This window comes from Streptomyces sp. R41 (assembly GCF_041053055.1).
Taxonomy (GTDB): Bacteria; Actinomycetota; Actinomycetes; order Streptomycetales; family Streptomycetaceae; genus Streptomyces.
Genome location: NZ_CP163443.1, coordinates 2,456,724 through 2,473,172 on the forward strand (window position 1 = coordinate 2,456,724; position 16,449 = coordinate 2,473,172).

Below are 16,449 nucleotides of genomic sequence, written 5' to 3' on the forward strand. Positions count from 1 at the left end.
TTGCAGAAGGCATAGTGCAAGTCCATTGGCGGACTTGGAAGACAGACAGACACACGACGTCTGGGAGCCCGGATGCGGACAGCTCGACTGCGGACTGTGCACCCCGTCCTGTGGGCCGGGTGGGCCGCGCTCGCCGCCGGAGCGGTGTTGTGCGTCATCGGCTGGTACGGCATCTCGGGCGAGCGGTACGCGGAGCGGCAACTGCCGTATCTCGCGTCGTGCACGGTGCCCGGCGCGGCGCTGATCATCGCGGGCGCGGTGCTGCTCACACACGGCAGGAACGCGCTGGCGGCGGCGCGCGTCGAGGAGTTGTACGGGCTGCTCGTGGCGGCCGAGCCCGCCGACGTGGACGAGTCCGGGCAGGTGGCGGCCGCGCCCCTCGCCATCAGCGGCGAGCTGCTGATGGTGCCGGGCGGCACGCTGTGGCACCGCGCGGACTGTCCGCTGGTCGCCGGCAAGCCGGAGGCCGTCCCGGTGGACTCGCGGGTGCTGGCCGGCGGGGAGTTGGGGCCGTGCCCGATCTGTGAGCCGTCCGCCGCGGATCCGGTCGACTGATGGCGTCGCTGACGTACGACCTCACGCTCGCCGGTCTCTCGGTCGGCAGTGCCGCCGCGCTCACCGGGATCGGACTGGTCGTCACCCACCGGGCGACCGGCGTGCTCAACTTCGCGCACGGCGCGATCGCGATGGTGTGCGCGTATCTGCTGCGCCAGTTCACGGTCGAGTGGGGCTGGCCGCTCGCGCTCGGCGCCTCGGTGACACTGCTGCTGGTCGCACCGGCGATCGGCATGATCCTGGAGCGTTTCGTCTTCCGCCCCTTGTCGGTCCTCGGCAGCGACCCGGCGCAAACGCTCGTCGCGTCCATCGGCGTCTTCGTGCTGCTGGTCGGCGGGGCCGCGCTGGTGTGGGGCACAGGGGCGCGCGCGGACGCGCCGACGCTGGTGTCGGCGGATCCCTGGGGGCAGTTGGCGGTGGCCCTCGCGCTGGCCTTGGGCGTCGGCGCCGTGACGCGGTGGACCCGGTTCGGCACCGAGCTGCGCGCCGTCGTCGACGACCGCTCGCTCGCCGTCCTCGGCGGCATCGACGCGGACCGGGTGGCCGCGGCGGGCTGGGCCTTCGGCTCGTTCACGGCGGGCCTGACGGGCGTGCTCCTCGCGCCCTACGTGCGCCTCGACCCGTACGGCATGCCGCTGCTCGTCATGGAGGTGATGGCGGTGGCGGTGGCCGCCCGCATGCGCAGCCTCCCGGTCGCCGTCGTGGTGGCCCTCGGCATCGGGGTCGCCCAGAGCCAGCTGACGCGCCTGCACCCCGCGGGCTGGGCCGAACCACTGCTCCAGGCGGTCGGCGCGAACCTGTTCGTGGTCGCGCTGCTGATCGCGGCGCTGGTCCTCCCCGGCATCGGCACCCGCGACGCGCTCCCGCGCTCGGCGACGGCCCGCGTGGCGACGCCGCCGGGCGCGTGGATCGTGGCGGTCGTCCTCTTCCTGCTGCCCCTCGGCTTCGCGGGCTCCGACCTGCATACGTCGGTGCAGGTCCCGGCGTTGGGCGTGGTGCTGCTGTCGCTGGTCGTCGTGACGGGCCGGGGCGGCCAGATCTCGCTCGGGCAGGCCGCGTACGCGGGTCTGGGCGCCCTCTTCACGGCGCTGCTGGCGGCGGGCCGCTTCCCCGGCCTGCCGCGCCTGCCCGAACTCGCGGCGCTGGCAGTGGCCGTGATCCTGATCGCCCCGCTCGGCGTCCTGACCGGCTGGCCGGCCATCAGCCGCCACGGCCTTGCCCTCGCGCTGGCCACCTTCGCGGTCGGCGTGGGCGTCAGCCGCTTCGTCTTCGCCCAGCCGTACGCCACGTCGGGGCTCTCCCTCGACCGCCCGGCCGGCTTCGACGGCGACCGCGCCTACTACGTGCTCGAACTGGCCCTGCTGGCCACCGCGTTGCTCACCGCGAACGCCCTGCGCCGGGGCCGTACGGGCCGGGCCCTGGCCGCCATGCGCGACCACGAATCGGGCGCCTCGGCGGCGGGCGTCCGCGTCCCTGCCCTGAAACTGACCGCGTTCGTCGCGGGCGCCGCCCTGGCCGCGCTCGGCGGCGGCATGCTCGGCATGGGCCTGCGCGCCTTCGACGCCACGGCGTACGACCCCGTACGCGGGCTGCTCTGGTTCGCGGCGGTCGTCGTCCTCGGCGCCGACAGCGTCCTCGGCGCACTGGCCGCCGCGGCCCTCCTGGTGGGGCTCGACGCGGGGGCCCGGGGCGGCGTGGCGGCCGCCCTGATCGGCGTACTGGCCGTCCTCGTCGGCCGCTTCCCCGGAGGCCCGTACGAAGCGCTGCGCACGGCGGCCTCCCGACTGCGACTGCGCCGCCGGGCGACGCTGACACCCCTGGGGACACGGGTCCGACGCCAACTGCGGCCGGTGGAGCCGAGGAGAGCCGGGGCGCTTGTACCGACGGGGGCGACCGCGATGGCGGACACGGGGAGGAGCGCACCGGGCGTAGCGGGACGGCGCCCGGGAGCACCCGGTCTTGACGAGCCCGACCGACCAAGGGGCTCGGCACCGCGTCCGACCGCGCGGCGTCATCCGGAGACACCCGAACCGCGAAGCACCCGACACACCCCGGCCGAGCCCGCCCACCCCAGCGGCGGGCTCCTGGGGCCCGCCGCCCCCGCGCCCAGCACGACCGGATGGCCCGGCACCGGCCGGAAGGCGCGGGCCACCGAGCGGCCGGGCAGCACGGCAGAGCCGCTGAGCGAGACTCCCGCCCGGAAGCCGGGCGAGCCCCCGAACCACCCGGACGACGCCGCGCCACCCCGACGCGACGCGCCCGACGAAGAGCCGAGCCCCCCTCCGAACCGACGGGCCAACACTCCACCACCACGCGACGACACATCCGCCCACGCACGCCCCGGCCGACAGGCCGACCCCGCACCACCCGGCGACGGCGCCCCCGGCCAAGAACCGGACACTCCACCGAACCCACCGGCAAACACCCGACCACCACACGACGACGCGCCCGACCAAGAACCCCACGCACCGCCGGACAGCCCCCTGAGGACGCCCGGTACGGCGGCCGTACCGCGGCCGAGCTCGATCGGAGGGGCTCCGGCCCCGCGCCGCGCGATCGGCGCCCCCCGTCGTTCACGCGCCCCTGTCGAATCCACCCCCCAGCCCCTGACCGCCCGCCGACTCCACGTCACCTACGGCGGCTTCACCGCCCTCGACGGAGTCTCTCTCGATGTCCGGCCCGGGCGCGTCACCGCGGTCGTGGGACCCAATGGCGCGGGAAAGAGCACCCTCTTCCACTGTCTCGCCGGGACGCTGCGCCCTTCGCGCGGGCAGGTGCTGCTCGGGGGGCGGGACATCACCAGGACGGCCGCGTACGCCCGTACCCGGCTGGGGGTCGCGCGGACCTTTCAGCAGCTGGCGGTTTTCCCCTCGTTGACCGTGGCCGAGAATGTTCGGGTGGGCGCCGAGCAGGGACGGATCGCCGATCCGGGGGCGGTGGAGCGGGCGTTGCGGCTGCTCGCGCTCGACGGGCCGGTGCGGGCGCTGCCCGCGGCGGGGCTGCCGACCGGCACGCTCCGGCGCGTCGAGCTGGCGCGGGCGCTAGGCGGGAGTCCGCGCGTGCTGCTGCTCGACGAGCCCGCGGCAGGACTCGACACCGGTGAAGTGACGGCGCTGGCCCGCGTGTTGCGGGCCCTGGCCGCGGACGGCATGGCCCTGCTCGTCGTCGAGCACGACCTCGACCTGGTCGCCGACCTGGCGCATACGGTCCATGTCATGGCGGCGGGGCGGATCGTCACCTCCGGTCCCGCCGACCGCGTACTGGAGACGAGGGCCGGCGGATGAGCATCGCCCTGCGCCACGCGCACGTGCGCTACGGCCCCCTGGAGGCCCTGCACGGCCTGACCCTCGTCGCGCCGGGCCCGGGCCTCACCGTGCTGCTGGGCCGCAACGGCTCCGGCCGTACGACCGTGCTGCGCGCCCTCGCGGGGACCGTGCCGCTGTCCGGCGGCGCGGTCGTCTGGGACGGCGCCGATGTGACGCGCATGCCCGCGTACGAGCGCGCCCGGCGCGGACTGTGCCTCGTCCCGGAGCGCCGCGCCGTGTTCGGCTCGCTCACCGTCCGCGAGAACCTGGAACTGGCCGTGGGCGACCACACCGCCGCCCTCGACGCCTACCCACAGTTGGAGCCCCTCCTCCCCCGCCGCGCCGGCACCCTCTCCGGCGGCGAGCAGCGCATGCTCGCCCTCTCCCGCGCCCTGCTGGCACGCGCGCGCGTGGTGCTCGTCGACGAACCCGCACAGGGCATGTCGCCGTCGGTCGCGGCACGGACGTACGAACTGCTGAGCGGTCTCGACGCGTGTGTGGTGGTCGCGGACCAGCGGCTGCCGCCCGGCCTGCGCGAGCGGGCGGGCCGGACGACGTACGTCCATGAACTGCGCCGCGGAGCGGTCGTGTTCAGCGGAGAGGCGGCCGAGGTCGCACGGGGGACGACGGGGCGAGGGGCGGGCCGAACAGGACGCGGTCCGCGTGCCGGGCGCCGCCCGAACCCTTCGGGATGACGAGCAGCGTGCCCACGCTCAGCCGGCCCGGATCGCTGCCGATCATCTGCTTGTTGGCCTTGTACAGCGCCTTCCAGCCGCCCTTGACCTGATACTTGCGGGCGATGGAGGAGAGCGTGTCGCCGGCCTTCACCACATGCATACGGCCCTGGAGTTTGTACCTCTTGGCACAGACGGGCCAGGCCTCCCATCCCTGGAGGGCGAGCACCTCCTCGGCGACCTTGATCTGCTCCTCGCGCGTGGCGAGATCGGCCCGCGGGGCGTACGCGAGCCCACCGAACTCCTCCCAGGTGGGCTGCCAGAACTGCAGCCCTCCGTAGAAGGCGTTCCCGGTGTTCGCGTCCCAGCGTCCGCTGCTCTCGCACTCGGCGATGCAGGCCCAGGGCCACTGGTCCTTCACGCAGTCGTACGGCACCCGTACCGACTGGGAGCCAGGAAGCGGGGGCGGTGGCGCGGCGGCCGCCCCCGAAGGAGGAACGAGGACGGCCAGGACGGCGGCGATCACGGCCGCGCACCGAACGCGCCTGGTGTACAGGGTCGGCACGATCCGCGTGGTCGGCATCAGGAACATCCGGCCACGCTAAGCAGCGCGCCCCGCCCGCCCGTTGAGCCACGCCCGGGGCGGCCAGGGCCCCACCCGGTCGGAGGACCGGGTGGGGCCCCGTGCCCGGGACCGGGGGGAGCGGGACTCAGAAGTCGAGCCGCTGCCCGGGCACGATCATATTGGGATCACCACCGATGACCGCCCGGTTGGCGGCGTAGATCTTCCGCCAGGTGGTCCCGTGCCGCGCGGCGATACCGCTCAGCGTGTCTCCGCTGCGGACGGTGTAGTCGCCGCGGGAGGAGCCGCGGTTGGTGTGGCCCGACGTACGTGCCGGCGCCTTCGACGGCTTCGACTTCGACGGGGCCGACTTGGGTGTTGACTTCGTGGCGGCCGACCCTCCGGTCGACCCGGCGCCCGAGGACGCGGGCGCGTTGCCGTACGCTCCGGCGCGCGCCGAACAGGTGGGCCACGCGCCCCATCCCTGTGCGCGCTGGACCTTGGTGGCGACGGCGATCTGCGCGGCCTTGGAGGCCTTGTCGGCGGTCGACCCGTAGGCGGTGCCGCCGTAGGCGCGCCAGGTGCCGGCGGAGAACTGGAGTCCTCCGTAGTAGCCGTTGCCGGTGTTGATGTGCCAGTTCCCGCCGCTCTCGCACTTCGCGATGCGGTCCCACACTCCACTGTCGGCCGCTGCGGCGTTGCCGGTCGCGGCGAGCAGTCCGAGCGGGGCGAGCAGTGCCGCCCCGGCGAGGACCGCCGTCGTACGAGCCTTGGTCGTCGTACGAGCCTTATGAGTGTTCTCGGCACATGCGGACATGTATTTCCCTCTCGAAACACCCGGGGTCCCCCAAGGCGGGGCACGATTCCCTGCGCATAGGACGCCGGTCGTCGCGCTCCGCCCCGTCCGCCGGAGGCTGTGCTGCGAGCTGGCTTGGTTCGGCCGGCGGACGTACCCGAGCGGTGCTCGTTGCACACGGCCGAGGAATCTAGGGAGCTTGTCGCCCCGATATCAACCAACTCCTTGTCATTCGAGGCCAGTTCGCCGTTACCGCGAGTATCGTCGATTTTCGGCCACCCACTTCATTGGGTGATTTCCGGATTTGTCGACCTGTCACCCTGGCGATCTGTGACTCACTTCACCGCCTCAACTTCCTTGGCAGTCCGAGAAGTTGACTTGGAGTAACCGATTCCGCAGGTCAGCTCACCCTGCGCGTCGGATGGTTCGATTCCGTTCGCTCTCGGGCGTGACTCCGGCCACAGATCGCCCGTTGTCATCTTCATGAGCCGGGGACCCCCCGGCCTCATGGGCCGGGAGCCACCCGGCACCGCCACGCACCGCATCCCGAGGAGCCACCGTGCCGCGCATGCTCGACGTCAGCGACGACGTACGCGCCGAGATCGGCGACGAAGAAGCCGACCGGCTGCTCGCCGGAGAGAACGCCCCCGGCAGTTACGACTGCACGTCCTGCCGCACCCCGGGCGACTCGGAACAGGAGCGCACCAGCACCGTCCTGTTCATCGGCGACGAGACCGCCGTCCTCGCCTTCGCCCACGCCACCTGTCTGCCCTCGCAGGTCGTGCAGGTCACCGAGGAGCAGCTGCAGGGCGCCGTCCGCTCGATCAACCCCGACGGCCCGCCCGTCGAGGCCGCGCCCGAGCAGGCCGTGCTCGGTGTCACCAGCGGACTCGTCCTGATCAGCGGCGAGTTGCACCCGGCGCTCGTCGTCGAGCCGACCGGCCCCATCGTGCGCCCGGGCTCGACCGACGTCGGCGACGACTTCCTGCCCCTTCTCATCGAGCAGGGCTTCATGCCGGTGACCGAGCTGAACTCGGTGCCGCCGGTGCTGCACGGCTGGTCCGTACTGCTCGCCATGGGCCAGCTGCACGCCGTGCTGCAGCCGGGCACCGGCGGCGGCTCGCCCGTCGCCTGGTGGCAGGCGCACCAGGCGCTGCAGGTCGCCGAGAGCTGGCGGGCGGCCGCCAACAAGCACCAGCAGGTGCTCCTGTTCGCCGCCCCGGTCGGCTCGATCGGCCGCCAGCCCCGCGAGGACCTGCTGCGCGACGCGCTGGACAAGGCGGCGGCCAACGGCAAGCTCGTCGCGGCCGCGATGCCGCTCGCGGGGACCTGAGCCGGAGCCTGAGCCGGAGCCCGGACCGCAGCCCGATCCCGATCCCGATCCCGGGCCCGTACCCGAGCCCCGACCGGAGCGCGGACAGTCCGAAAGTGCGCCGGGCACACTCCGGTTGACCTGCGAAAAGCGACGCGGTGGCCGCATCCGTTGGGCGGCGGGGTCGTTGGCACATACGTGCACACCTACGACGTCCCCCGCCGCCAGTCCTTCCCGTCGGACCCTCCCCCAAGCTCTCAACTTCGTTCGAGCAGGGAGGTACCCCCGGCGCGACCGGCTCAGGATCCTCCGGGCAGCCCTTCGGCCACGCCGATCTACGACGCGCTCTCCGCCGAGTGGGTCAGATCCTTCAGGGCCCTGCCCGGCGACCGGCACGGCGAAGAGAACCTCGGCTTCACGGCTTTCGGGAGCCTCCCGCACGGCATGGGTTCGTACGGTGCGTCGAGCTCGTACAACTCCTACAGCTCGTACAGCGCGGGTGCGCACTCGGCGCGGCAGAGCGGCGCGCAGCACGGTCACACCGCGACGGCGACCGTCGTCTGGCAGACGAGCGGGCGGCAGCACAGCACGGGGATGCATCACATCCCGGCGGCGCTGCCGCCCGCACCCCGCAGAGGGCTCTGACGCACGCACGGGTAAGGGGCGGCTCCTTGAAGGAGCCGCCCCTTACGTTGTCGCTACGTCACTTCTTCTTGGCGCCGCGCTTCTCGCGCACCCGCACCGAGATGTGGATCGGCGTGCCCTCGAAGCCGAACTGCTCGCGCAGCCGACGCTCGATGAAGCGCCGGTAGCCGTGCTCGATGAAGCCGGAGGCGAAGAGCACGAACCGCGGGGGCTTGGTGCCCGCCTGCGTACCGAAGAGGATCCGGGGCTGCTTGCCGCCGCGGATCGGGTGCGGGTGGGCGGCGACGAGCTCGCCGAGGAAGGCGTTCAGCCGGCCGGTCGGGACGCGGGTCTCCCAGCCGTCCAGCGCCGTCTCGATCGCCGGGACGAGCTTCTCCATGTGACGCCCGGTGCGCGCCGAGACGTTCACGCGCGGCGCCCACGCCACCTGGAGGAGCTCGGTCTCGATCTCGCGCTCCAGGTAGTAGCGGCGCTCCTCGTCGAGGGTGTCCCACTTGTTGAAGGCGAGGACGATCGCGCGGCCGGCCTCGACGGCCATGGTCACGATGCGCTGGTCCTGGACGGAGATGGTCTCGGACGCGTCGATCAGAATGACGGCGACCTCGGCCTTCTCGACGGCGGCGGCCGTGCGCAGCGAGGCGTAGTAGTCGGCGCCCTGCTGGAGGTGGACGCGCTTGCGGATGCCCGCCGTGTCGACGAACTTCCAGGTGACACCGCCGAGTTCGATGAGCTCGTCGACAGGGTCGCGGGTGGTGCCCGCGACCTCGTTGACCACCACGCGGTCCTCGTTCGCCACCTTGTTCAGCAGCGAGGACTTGCCGACGTTCGGGCGGCCGATGAGGGCGATGCGGCGGGGGCCGCCGACCGCGGCGCCGAAGGTCTGCTCCGGGGCCTCGGGCAGCGCCTCCAGGACGGCGTCCAGCATGTCGCCCGTGCCACGGCCGTGCAGCGCGGAGACGGGGTGCGGCTCGCCGAGGCCCAGGGCCCAGAGATACGAGGCGTCTGCCTCGCCGCTCGGGCCGTCGACCTTGTTGGCGCACAGGACCACGGGCTTGCCGGCCTTGCGCAGGAGTCGTACGACCGCCTCGTCGGTGTCGGTGGCACCGACCTTGGCGTCGACGACGAAGACCACCGCGTCGGCCGCCTCGATCGCGTACTCGGCCTGGGCGGCCACGGAAGCGTCGATGCCGAGGACGTCCTGCTCCCAGCCGCCGGTGTCGACGAGCTTGAAGCGGCGGCCCGCCCACTCGGCCTCGTAGGTGACGCGGTCGCGGGTGACGCCGGGCTTGTCCTCGACGACGGCCTCGCGGCGGCCGATGATGCGGTTCACCAGGGTCGACTTGCCGACGTTGGGACGGCCGACGACGGCGAGGACGGGCAGCGGACCGTGGCCCGCCGCCTCGATCGCGCCCTCGACGTCCTCGATGTCGAAGCCCTCTTCCGCGGCGAGCTCCATGAACTCCGCGTACTCGGCATCGCCGAGCGCCCCGTGGTCGTGCTCTGCCGAGCCCTCGGGCTGGATGTCGTCGTTCATGAAGTCCGTACCTCGTCGTTCATTCGTGGTGATCGGTGGACCACCCGCATATCGGGTGATCCACTACTCAAGTGTCGCCTAGCGCCCGGTGGGGCGCCCGGCGTTTTCCCGGCGTCCGGTCAGACGCCTGGCGTGGTCCAGATGGGCGCTGAGATGCTTCTGGATGCGGGCGGTCGCCTCGTCCAGCGCCTTGCGCGTACGCCGTCCACTGCCGTCGCCCGCCTCGAAGGGGTCGCCGAAGACGACGTCGACCCGGCTGCGCAGCGGGGGCAGCCCCTTTATCAACCGGCTGCTCTTCTCGGAACTTCCCAGCACCGCCACCGGGACGATCGGCGCCCCGCTGCGTACCGCGAAGTACGCGAGCCCGGCGCGCAGCGAGGCGAAGTCGCCCTCGCCGCGGGTGCCCTCCGGGAAGATACCCAGGACGCCGCCATTGTCCAGGACACCCAGCGCCTGGGTGATGGCCGTGCGGTCGGTGGTCTCGCGGTCCACCTTCAGCTGGCCGATGCCGAGCAGGAAGGGGTCGAGCGGGCCGATGAACGCTTCCTTCTTGATCAGGAAGTGCGTGGGCCGGGGCGCCACGCCCATGACCATCGGGCCGTCGATGTTGTGCGAGTGGTTCACGGCCAGGATCGCCGGGCCGGTCGCCGGGACCTTCCAGGCGCCGAGGACACGCGGCTTCCACAGCCCGTACATCAGGCCGACGCCGATACGGCGCCCGACCTCGGCGCCCCGCTCCGAAGGTGCGGTCACTTGGCGGCCCGCTTCTCCTCGACGAGGGTGACGACGCACTCGATGACCTGCTGGAGCGTGAGGTCGGAGGTGTCCACCTCGACCGCGTCGTCCGCCTTGGCGAGCGGGGAGGTCTTGCGGCTGGAGTCGGCCGCGTCGCGCTTGAGCAGGGCCTGGCGCGTCTGGTGCACGTCGGCGCCCTTCAGCTCACCGCTGCGGCGGGCGGCACGCGCCTCCGGGGACGCGGTGAGGAAGATCTTCAGGTCGGCGTCCGGCAGCACGGTGGTGCCGATGTCCCTGCCCTCGACGACGATCCCGCGCTCCGCGGACCCGGCGAGCGAGCGCTGCAGCTCGGTGATCCGGGCACGCACCTCGGGCACCGCGCTGACCGCGCTCACCTTGGAGGTGACCTCCTGCGTACGGATCGGGCCCGCGACGTCGGTCCCGTCGACGGTGATCGTCGGCCCGGACGGGTCGGTGCCGGAGATGATCTCCGGCTTCTCGGCCGCGGCGGCGATCGCGGACGGGTCCGTGATGTCGATCCCGTTGTTGACCATCCACCAGGTGATCGCGCGGTACTGGGCCCCGGTGTCCAGGTAGCTCAGTCCGAGCTGCGCGGCGACGGCCTTCGAGGTGCTCGACTTGCCCGTGCCGGAGGGTCCGTCGATGGCGACAATCACAGCCGGGGCGGTCCGGGCGGCCTTTTCCACGGTGACGGACACCTTCCTGGTACGGGGTGGTGGGTATGTGCGGGACACGAACGCGCCCCGCACAAGGTTACTGGGTGCGCCGAGCCGCCCGGCACGCCGCTGCGCTCGGGGGTTCCAGCCCGTCCGGCGTTCGAGGACGAGCGCGTCGGCGCGATACGGGGGGTCTGGGGGGGCGGAGCCCCCAGGAAAGGGACGGGTAGGGGCGGAGGGGGCGAAACCGCCCTCACGCCGGCCCCCGCGCACCTACTGCCGCAACGCCCAGCCCCGCTCCCGCAACGCCGCGCTCAGCACCGGCACCGCCTTGGGCTCCACCATCAGCTGCACCAGACCGGCCTGCTGCCCGGTCGCGTGCTCGATCCGCACGTCCTCGATGTTGACCCCGGCCATCCCCGCGTCGGCGAAGATACGGGCCAGCTGGCCCGGCTGGTCGTCGATGAGGACGGCCACGACCTCGTACGCGCGCGGAGCGGACCCGTGCTTGCCGGGCACCCGGACCTGGCCCGCGTTGCCGCGACGCAGCACGTCCTCGATGCCGTCGGCGCCCTCACGACGCTTCGACTCGTCGGAGGACTGGAGGGCACGCAGGGCCTGGACGGTCTCGTCGAGGTCGGCGGAGACGTCCGCGAGGAGGTCGGCGACCGGCCCCGGGTTCGCGGAGAGGATGTCGATCCACATCCGGGGGTCCGAGGCCGCGATGCGGGTCACGTCACGGATGCCCTGACCACAGAGCCGTACCGCCGCCTCCTCCGCGTGCTCCAGGCGCGCGGCGACCATGCTGGACACCAGATGCGGCATGTGCGAGACGAGCGCGACCGCACGGTCGTGGGCGTCCGCGTCCATGACGACGGGCACGGCACGGCAGTGCGAGACCAGCTCCAGGGCGAGGTTGAGGACCTCGGTGTCCGTGTCCCGGGTGGGCGTCAGGACCCAGGGGCGCCCCTCGAAGAGATCACCGGTGGCGGCCAGGGGACCCGACTTCTCACGGCCGGACATCGGGTGCGAACCGATGTAGGAGGAGAGGTCGAGGCCGAGCGCCTCCAGCTCGCGGCGTGGGCCGCCCTTGACGCTGGCCACGTCGAGGTAGCCGCGGGCGACCCCGCGCCGCATGGCGTCCGCGAGGGTCGCGGCCACGTGCGCGGGCGGCGCCGCCACGATCGCGAGGTCGACGGGCCCCTCGGGCGCCTCGTCCGTGCCGGCGCCGAGCGCGGCCGCCGTGCGGGCCTGCTCCGGGTCGTGGTCGGCGAGGTGCACGACGACGCCGCGCGCGGCCAGCGCGAGCGCCGCCGACGTACCGATCAGCCCGGTTCCGATGACGAGTGCGGTCCTCACTGGGCGATGTCCTTGCGCAGCGCGCCCGCGGCGCCCAGGTAGACGTGCACGATGTCGGCGCGCGGCCGGTCGGACTCGATGTGCGCGAGGACCCGTACGACACGGGGCATCGCGCCCTCGATGTCCAGCTCCTGCGCACAGATCAGCGGTACGTCGACGATGCCGAGCTTGCGCGCCGCGGCCGCCGGGAAGTCGCTGTGCAGATCGGGCGTCGCGGTGAACCAGATGCTGATCAGGTCGTCCGTGGTGAGCTCGTTCCGCTCCAGGATGGCGGTGAGCAGCTCGCTGACCTGCTCGTCCATGTGCCCGGCCTCGTCCCGCTCCAGTTGGACGGCGCCCCGGACCGCTCGTACCGCCACGGTGATACTCCTCGCTGATCTGTCTGCACGTCTTGTCACACCAGCGTAGTCAGCCCGCAACACGCGGGTGCGCGGCGCCCGCCTGACGAGACGGCCGCCGCGCACCGGGCACGGCTCAGAGGTTCTGCGCCTTGATGATGTCCTCCAGGGAACCGGACGGCATCTCTCCGGTCGGCGTCAGCCTGTCGACCGCCTGGGGCAGGACCTGCGCGATCTGCTCCGCGGCGTGTTCCGGGCTGACACCGGCCTCGGCCGCGACCTTCTGGAGCGCGTCGTCGGGCAGCGCCTGGGCGACCTGCGCGCCGCTCACGGGCTTGTTCTCCCCGGTGCCGACCCAGGACTGCGCCTCCTCGGTCAGCCCGGACCTGGCCAGCATGTCCACCAGCCCGCCGAGCGGATTGCTCCCGCTGCCGCCGCCCTGGCCCTTCATGAGGGCCCCGAGCAGCGAGGCCAGGATGTTCCCGCTGCCGCCGGAGGTACCACCCTGGCCACCTCCGCCGAGGAGACCGCCGAGCAGGCTGCCGAGATCGTTACCCGCCATGGTCACGCCTTTCGAGAGTGCGGCCGGGGGCAGGTCCCCGCCCGGCCTCAAACCCTGCCAATGTCACTCGAATCGCCCCATTCCGCCACTTGTAGTGAGAACGCACCCGTGCGCCTCTGGACGCGCGGGCACGGGTCCGCTCTCATGGCAGGAGACTCGCCTCGGGGGAGGCCCGTATGAAGCGTCCAGGACCCCTTCTCACTCTTCTCGCGGGGCTGCTGCTCGGGGTGTTCATGCTGTCGCTCAACGCGACGACGGGGACGAAGAGCGCGTCGTCCTACCGGGAGGAGTCGCCGGGCGTCACGGTGTCGCCGAGCCCGCCGCCCAGTTCGTCGCCGACGAGGACCACTCCGTCACCGTCTCCTTCGAAGAGCGCTGCGCCCAACGCCGACTACGCGGGCCGAACCGACGACGACTCCTCCGCGGTCGCCGTCTCCCTGCGGAACGGCAAGGCGATCGCGTACTTCTGCGACGGGCACGACAAGGAGTCGTGGCTGAAGGGCGACGTCAAGGACGACGGCACCATGAAGCTCACCGGCAAGCACGGCGCCGAGCTGAACGGCACCCTCAAGGAGGGCAAGAGCATCCGCGGCACCGTCGACCTGGGCGGGCAGCGCTACGGCTTCACCGCCGACAAGGCGGTCAGGCCGTCCGGGCTGTACCGGGCGACGGCCACCGTACGGGGTGCCAAGCTCGACGGCGGCTGGATCGTGCTGCCCGGCGGCAAACAGGTCGGCATCCTCGACCGCGACGGCAAACCCGCGGCGGCACCCCGGATCGACCCGGAGACCGGCGCCGTGACGATCGACGGCGAAAAGCTCACCGCACGGCCCGTCACACCCTGACCCAGCCCCGCTCCTCCCGTTCCGACCCCCTCCTCCGCAGGGAGCCGATCATGACCGTGGACCCGAACGCAGCCACCCAGGGCTTCCCCTCGCCCCAGCCCGCCCACCGCCGCGCGAGTGCGGCGCGCTATCTCGTCCCGGCGCTGGTCGCCGCCGCGGTCGCGGTGGGGCTCGGCGCGTACGGCAAGGTGCACGACCCAGCGGGAACCGCCTTCAATCTCGCCGGTTTCAGCAGCACGGGCGCCGTGAAGTCGTGGCTGGCGACGACGGCGTTCGCCTTCGCTCTTGTCCAGCTCGTCTCGGCTTTCATGGTGTACGGAAAGCTGCCGGGGCCGAGTTGGGCGCCGGTACTGCACCGCTGGTCGGGACGGATCGCCTTGCTGGTGGCGGTGCCGGTCGCGGTGCACTGTCTGTACGCGTTGGGCTATCAGACGTACGAGCCGCGCGTGCTGTGGCACTCGTTTCTGGGTTGCTTCTTCTTTGGGGCATTCAGTGCCAAAATGCTCTTGCTCCGCTCGGAGCGACTGCCCGGCTGGCTGCTGCCGTTCGTCGGGGGACTCGTCTTCGTCGTCCTCACGGCCATCTGGCTCACGTCGGCTCTCTGGTTCTTCCGCACGTTCGGAGTGACGACATGACGAACCCCCCTGCGCGGCGCACAGTTCTTGGAACCGGCGCGGCCGCCGTCCTGCTCGTGGGGTGCAGCAAGTACGGCGACAACAACAGCAGCAGCAATAGCAGCAGCAACGCCTCCCCGGCGGCGGCCGGCGGTGACGTACTCGCCAAGACGTCCGACATCCCGGTCGGCGGGGGCAAGATCTTCAAGGACAAGAAGGTCGTGGTCACCCAGCCCAAGAAGGGCGAGTTCAAGTGCTTCTCGGCCATCTGCACGCATCAGGGCTGCACGGTGGGCAAGGTCGCGGACGGCACCATCGACTGCCCCTGCCACGGCAGCAAGTTCCGCATCACCGACGCTTCGGTGGCCCATGGGCCCGCCACGCGTCCGCTGCCCGCGGAGAAGATCACAGTGGACGGAAATTCGATCCGCCTGGCCTGACCGGGCACGTACGCTCCGGGGCATGGATTCCGAGGCTCTGGAGCCTGCCCACGAGGCGCTGGTGCGCGACCACACGATCTACTCCTGCGTGATGGGTTCACGCGCCTTCGGTCTGGCCACGGACACCAGCGACACGGACCGCCGGGGCGTGTTCCTCGCCCCGACCCCGCTCTACTGGCGTTTCGAGAAGCCGCCGACGCATGTCGAGGGCCCGGCCGAGGAGCAGTTCAGCTGGGAACTGGAGCGCTTCTGCGCCCTCGCGCTGCGTGCCAACCCGAACATCCTGGAGTGCCTGCACTCCCCCCTCGTCGAGTACGCCGACGACACGGGCCGCGAACTCCTCGCCCTCCGCGAGGCGTTCCTCTCCCGCCGGGCGCACGACACGTTCGCCCGCTACGCCCTGGGCCAGCACAAGAAGCTGGAAGCCGACGTACGCAAGCACGGCGCGCCCCGCTGGAAGCACGCCATGCACCTCCTGCGCCTCCTCATGAGCTCCCGCGACCTCCTGCGCACCGGCGTCCTGACGATCGACGTCGGCGACCAGCGCGCGCCGCTGCTCGCGGTGAAACGGGGCGAGGTCTCCTGGCCGGAGTTCGAGACCTGGATGTCCCGCCTGGCGACGGAGGCCGACGAGGCGGCCTCGCAAAGCCCCCTTCCACCCGAGCCGGACCACGCCCGCGTGGAGGACTTCCTGATCCGCGTGCGCCGCGCCTCAGCCCTCCAGGCCGTCCCGCTCGCCCCCGAAGCCCTCCAGGCGGACACGTACGACGAACGCGTGCAGGGCGTCGTACACGGACGGGGCGTCCGGCAGCGCTGAGGCGTTCTGCGCTTCGTCCAGCAGGGCGTGCAGCCGCTCCACGTCGTCCTGCACGCGCGCGTGGTCGACGTCCGCGTCCGAGTGTTCCTGTTCCGCCTTCGCGGCGATCAGGTCCGGCAGATACGCGGGAGCTTCGACCTGCCCGATCAGCGTGGGCAGATCGGCCTGCACCTCGCCGCTGCGCATGAGGTGAATGCCGGTGAGCAGCACGCGGAACGTGTAGAGCAGCGGCTTGAGTTCGCCGGTCTTCTCGAACAGCCGCCACTGCGTCGTCGCGAACCCCCGGTAGTGGTGGGCGTGATGGCTGGTGAGGACGCCGGGGGCGAGCGAGACCAGCTCGCGGTGTGCCTCACTGGTGTGCACGACGAGCGGCGAGAGCAGCTGTTCCAGCACATAGCCGTTGCGGCGCAGCATCAGCCGTACGAACTTGCGCAGGTCGTGCGTGACCAGGTCCATCTCGACCCCGTCCCGGTCCCACATCCGCGACCGGGTCTCCTCGGGCTCGCGCAGCCCCACCAGTGCGGCGGTCGGCAGCAGATGGACGCCCCGCAGGTCGACGTCCGAGTCGCGCGAGGGGAAGCCGTACAGGTGCGCCCCGGAGACGGTGGCGAACAGCACCGGGTCGGGCTGCTCGGCCACCACGGCCGCGAGGTCGATGTCCAGGACGTCGTCAGTCATC

At 72.1% G+C, this 16,449-nt stretch carries 18 protein-coding genes; 9 read left to right on the forward strand and 9 right to left on the reverse strand.

From position 1 onward, the window contains the following. Nucleotides 1-72: 72 nt before the first annotated feature. From AB5J53_RS11540 to AB5J53_RS11550, 3 genes are read left to right on the forward strand one after another with little or no spacing between them, the layout of a single operon-like run. Nucleotides 73-555 carry a hypothetical protein gene (locus tag AB5J53_RS11540; RefSeq protein ID WP_369245540.1) on the forward strand — a complete coding sequence of 161 codons (483 nt, stop codon included), beginning with the start codon at nucleotides 73-75 and terminating at the stop codon, nucleotides 553-555. Next, nucleotides 555-3,839, forward strand: a complete 3,285-nt coding sequence (locus AB5J53_RS11545) for an ATP-binding cassette domain-containing protein (protein ID WP_369245541.1) — start codon at nucleotides 555-557, stop codon at nucleotides 3,837-3,839. The genes AB5J53_RS11540 and AB5J53_RS11545 overlap by 1 nt, the downstream gene beginning before the upstream one ends. Then, nucleotides 3,836-4,555: an ABC transporter ATP-binding protein gene (locus AB5J53_RS11550; RefSeq protein WP_369245542.1), complete on the forward strand. Its 720-nt coding sequence runs from the start codon at nucleotides 3,836-3,838 to the stop codon at nucleotides 4,553-4,555. The genes AB5J53_RS11545 and AB5J53_RS11550 overlap by 4 nt, the downstream gene beginning before the upstream one ends. Here the strand turns inward: AB5J53_RS11550 and AB5J53_RS11555 are convergent. Together AB5J53_RS11555 and AB5J53_RS11560 are read right to left on the reverse strand one after the other, a co-directional pair. After that, complete coding sequence (locus AB5J53_RS11555; RefSeq protein ID WP_369252167.1) at nucleotides 4,452-5,117, reverse strand: transglycosylase family protein; 666 nt, start codon at nucleotides 5,115-5,117, stop codon at nucleotides 4,452-4,454. The two genes, AB5J53_RS11550 and AB5J53_RS11555, sit on opposite strands and share 104 nt — an antisense overlap. A 127-nt stretch (nucleotides 5,118-5,244) precedes the next feature. Continuing rightward, on the reverse strand, nucleotides 5,245-5,913 hold the full coding sequence (locus AB5J53_RS11560) for a transglycosylase family protein (RefSeq protein ID WP_369245543.1): 669 nt from the start codon (nucleotides 5,911-5,913) through the stop codon (nucleotides 5,245-5,247). A gap of 538 nt (nucleotides 5,914-6,451) precedes the next feature. On the opposite strand from AB5J53_RS11560, the gene AB5J53_RS11565 reads away from it, so the two are divergent. After that, nucleotides 6,452-7,225, forward strand: coding sequence for a hypothetical protein (locus AB5J53_RS11565; protein ID WP_369245544.1), 774 nt, complete (start codon nucleotides 6,452-6,454; stop codon nucleotides 7,223-7,225). A gap of 423 nt (nucleotides 7,226-7,648) precedes the next feature. Then, nucleotides 7,649-7,849 (forward strand): hypothetical protein, encoded by a 201-nt coding sequence (locus tag AB5J53_RS11570; RefSeq protein ID WP_369245545.1) that lies wholly within the window; start codon nucleotides 7,649-7,651, stop codon nucleotides 7,847-7,849. A 58-nt stretch (nucleotides 7,850-7,907) separates the two neighbouring features. Here AB5J53_RS11570 and der read toward each other — a convergent pair whose 3' ends face one another. From der to AB5J53_RS11600, 6 genes are all read right to left on the reverse strand, one after another. Further along, complete coding sequence (gene der / locus AB5J53_RS11575) at nucleotides 7,908-9,383, reverse strand: ribosome biogenesis GTPase Der (protein WP_369245546.1); 1,476 nt, start codon at nucleotides 9,381-9,383, stop codon at nucleotides 7,908-7,910. A 78-nt stretch (nucleotides 9,384-9,461) separates the two neighbouring features. After that, complete coding sequence (locus AB5J53_RS11580; protein WP_369252169.1) at nucleotides 9,462-10,079, reverse strand: lysophospholipid acyltransferase family protein; 618 nt, start codon at nucleotides 10,077-10,079, stop codon at nucleotides 9,462-9,464. A 53-nt stretch (nucleotides 10,080-10,132) separates the two neighbouring features. After that, complete coding sequence (gene cmk, locus AB5J53_RS11585) at nucleotides 10,133-10,825, reverse strand: (d)CMP kinase (protein ID WP_369245547.1); 693 nt, start codon at nucleotides 10,823-10,825, stop codon at nucleotides 10,133-10,135. Between the two features lie 243 nt (nucleotides 10,826-11,068). Beyond that, nucleotides 11,069-12,154: a prephenate dehydrogenase gene (locus AB5J53_RS11590; RefSeq protein ID WP_369245548.1), complete on the reverse strand. Its 1,086-nt coding sequence runs from the start codon at nucleotides 12,152-12,154 to the stop codon at nucleotides 11,069-11,071. Then, nucleotides 12,151-12,513, reverse strand: a complete 363-nt coding sequence (aroH, locus tag AB5J53_RS11595) for a chorismate mutase (protein WP_369245549.1) — start codon at nucleotides 12,511-12,513, stop codon at nucleotides 12,151-12,153. Before aroH ends, AB5J53_RS11590 begins: the two co-directional genes overlap by 4 nt. A gap of 115 nt (nucleotides 12,514-12,628) precedes the next feature. Further along, on the reverse strand, nucleotides 12,629-13,054 hold the full coding sequence (locus AB5J53_RS11600) for a YidB family protein (protein WP_369245550.1): 426 nt from the start codon (nucleotides 13,052-13,054) through the stop codon (nucleotides 12,629-12,631). Between the two features lie 176 nt (nucleotides 13,055-13,230). On the opposite strand from AB5J53_RS11600, the gene AB5J53_RS11605 reads away from it, so the two are divergent. Genes AB5J53_RS11605 through AB5J53_RS11620 form a run of 4 tightly spaced genes read left to right on the forward strand, consistent with a single transcriptional unit; the run spans nucleotide 13,231 to nucleotide 15,770 of the window. Beyond that, nucleotides 13,231-13,899 carry a hypothetical protein gene (locus AB5J53_RS11605; RefSeq protein ID WP_369245551.1) on the forward strand — a complete coding sequence of 223 codons (669 nt, stop codon included), beginning with the start codon at nucleotides 13,231-13,233 and terminating at the stop codon, nucleotides 13,897-13,899. Between the two features lie 50 nt (nucleotides 13,900-13,949). Then, nucleotides 13,950-14,534 (forward strand): DUF6529 family protein, encoded by a 585-nt coding sequence (locus AB5J53_RS11610; protein WP_369245552.1) that lies wholly within the window; start codon nucleotides 13,950-13,952, stop codon nucleotides 14,532-14,534. Beyond that, nucleotides 14,531-14,953, forward strand: a complete 423-nt coding sequence (locus tag AB5J53_RS11615; protein ID WP_369245553.1) for a Rieske (2Fe-2S) protein — start codon at nucleotides 14,531-14,533, stop codon at nucleotides 14,951-14,953. The genes AB5J53_RS11610 and AB5J53_RS11615 overlap by 4 nt, the downstream gene beginning before the upstream one ends. Nucleotides 14,954-14,975: 22 nt before the next feature. Beyond that, complete coding sequence (locus AB5J53_RS11620) at nucleotides 14,976-15,770, forward strand: nucleotidyltransferase domain-containing protein (protein ID WP_369245554.1); 795 nt, start codon at nucleotides 14,976-14,978, stop codon at nucleotides 15,768-15,770. On the opposite strand, the gene AB5J53_RS11625 is transcribed toward AB5J53_RS11620, so the two are convergent. Then, a complete protein-coding gene (locus tag AB5J53_RS11625) occupies nucleotides 15,666-16,448 on the reverse strand; it encodes a nucleotidyltransferase domain-containing protein (protein WP_369245555.1) in 783 nt (260 codons plus the stop codon). The two genes, AB5J53_RS11620 and AB5J53_RS11625, sit on opposite strands and share 105 nt — an antisense overlap. Nucleotide 16,449: the final 1 nt, after the last annotated feature.

Excerpts from the sequence above, each read along its gene's own strand:
- AB5J53_RS11540 (WP_369245540.1), top strand. The coding sequence starts at position 73 with ATGCGGACAGCTCGACTGCGGACTGTGCACCCCGTCCTGTGGGCCGGG.
- der (WP_369245546.1), bottom strand. The coding sequence starts at position 9,383 with ATGAACGACGACATCCAGCCCGAGGGCTCGGCAGAGCACGACCACGGG.
- AB5J53_RS11605 (WP_369245551.1), top strand. The coding sequence starts at position 13,231 with ATGAAGCGTCCAGGACCCCTTCTCACTCTTCTCGCGGGGCTGCTGCTC.
- AB5J53_RS11555 (WP_369252167.1), bottom strand. The coding sequence starts at position 5,117 with ATGCCGACCACGCGGATCGTGCCGACCCTGTACACCAGGCGCGTTCGG.
- AB5J53_RS11545 (WP_369245541.1), top strand. The coding sequence starts at position 555 with ATGGCGTCGCTGACGTACGACCTCACGCTCGCCGGTCTCTCGGTCGGC.
- AB5J53_RS11615 (WP_369245553.1), top strand. The coding sequence starts at position 14,531 with ATGACGAACCCCCCTGCGCGGCGCACAGTTCTTGGAACCGGCGCGGCC.
- AB5J53_RS11560 (WP_369245543.1), bottom strand. The coding sequence starts at position 5,913 with ATGTCCGCATGTGCCGAGAACACTCATAAGGCTCGTACGACGACCAAG.
- AB5J53_RS11580 (WP_369252169.1), bottom strand. The coding sequence starts at position 10,079 with ATGTACGGGCTGTGGAAGCCGCGTGTCCTCGGCGCCTGGAAGGTCCCG.
- AB5J53_RS11570 (WP_369245545.1), top strand. The coding sequence starts at position 7,649 with ATGGGTTCGTACGGTGCGTCGAGCTCGTACAACTCCTACAGCTCGTAC.
- AB5J53_RS11610 (WP_369245552.1), top strand. The coding sequence starts at position 13,950 with ATGACCGTGGACCCGAACGCAGCCACCCAGGGCTTCCCCTCGCCCCAG.
- AB5J53_RS11625 (WP_369245555.1), bottom strand. The coding sequence starts at position 16,448 with ATGACTGACGACGTCCTGGACATCGACCTCGCGGCCGTGGTGGCCGAG.
- AB5J53_RS11600 (WP_369245550.1), bottom strand. The coding sequence starts at position 13,054 with ATGGCGGGTAACGATCTCGGCAGCCTGCTCGGCGGTCTCCTCGGCGGA.
- AB5J53_RS11620 (WP_369245554.1), top strand. The coding sequence starts at position 14,976 with ATGGATTCCGAGGCTCTGGAGCCTGCCCACGAGGCGCTGGTGCGCGAC.
- AB5J53_RS11550 (WP_369245542.1), top strand. The coding sequence starts at position 3,836 with ATGAGCATCGCCCTGCGCCACGCGCACGTGCGCTACGGCCCCCTGGAG.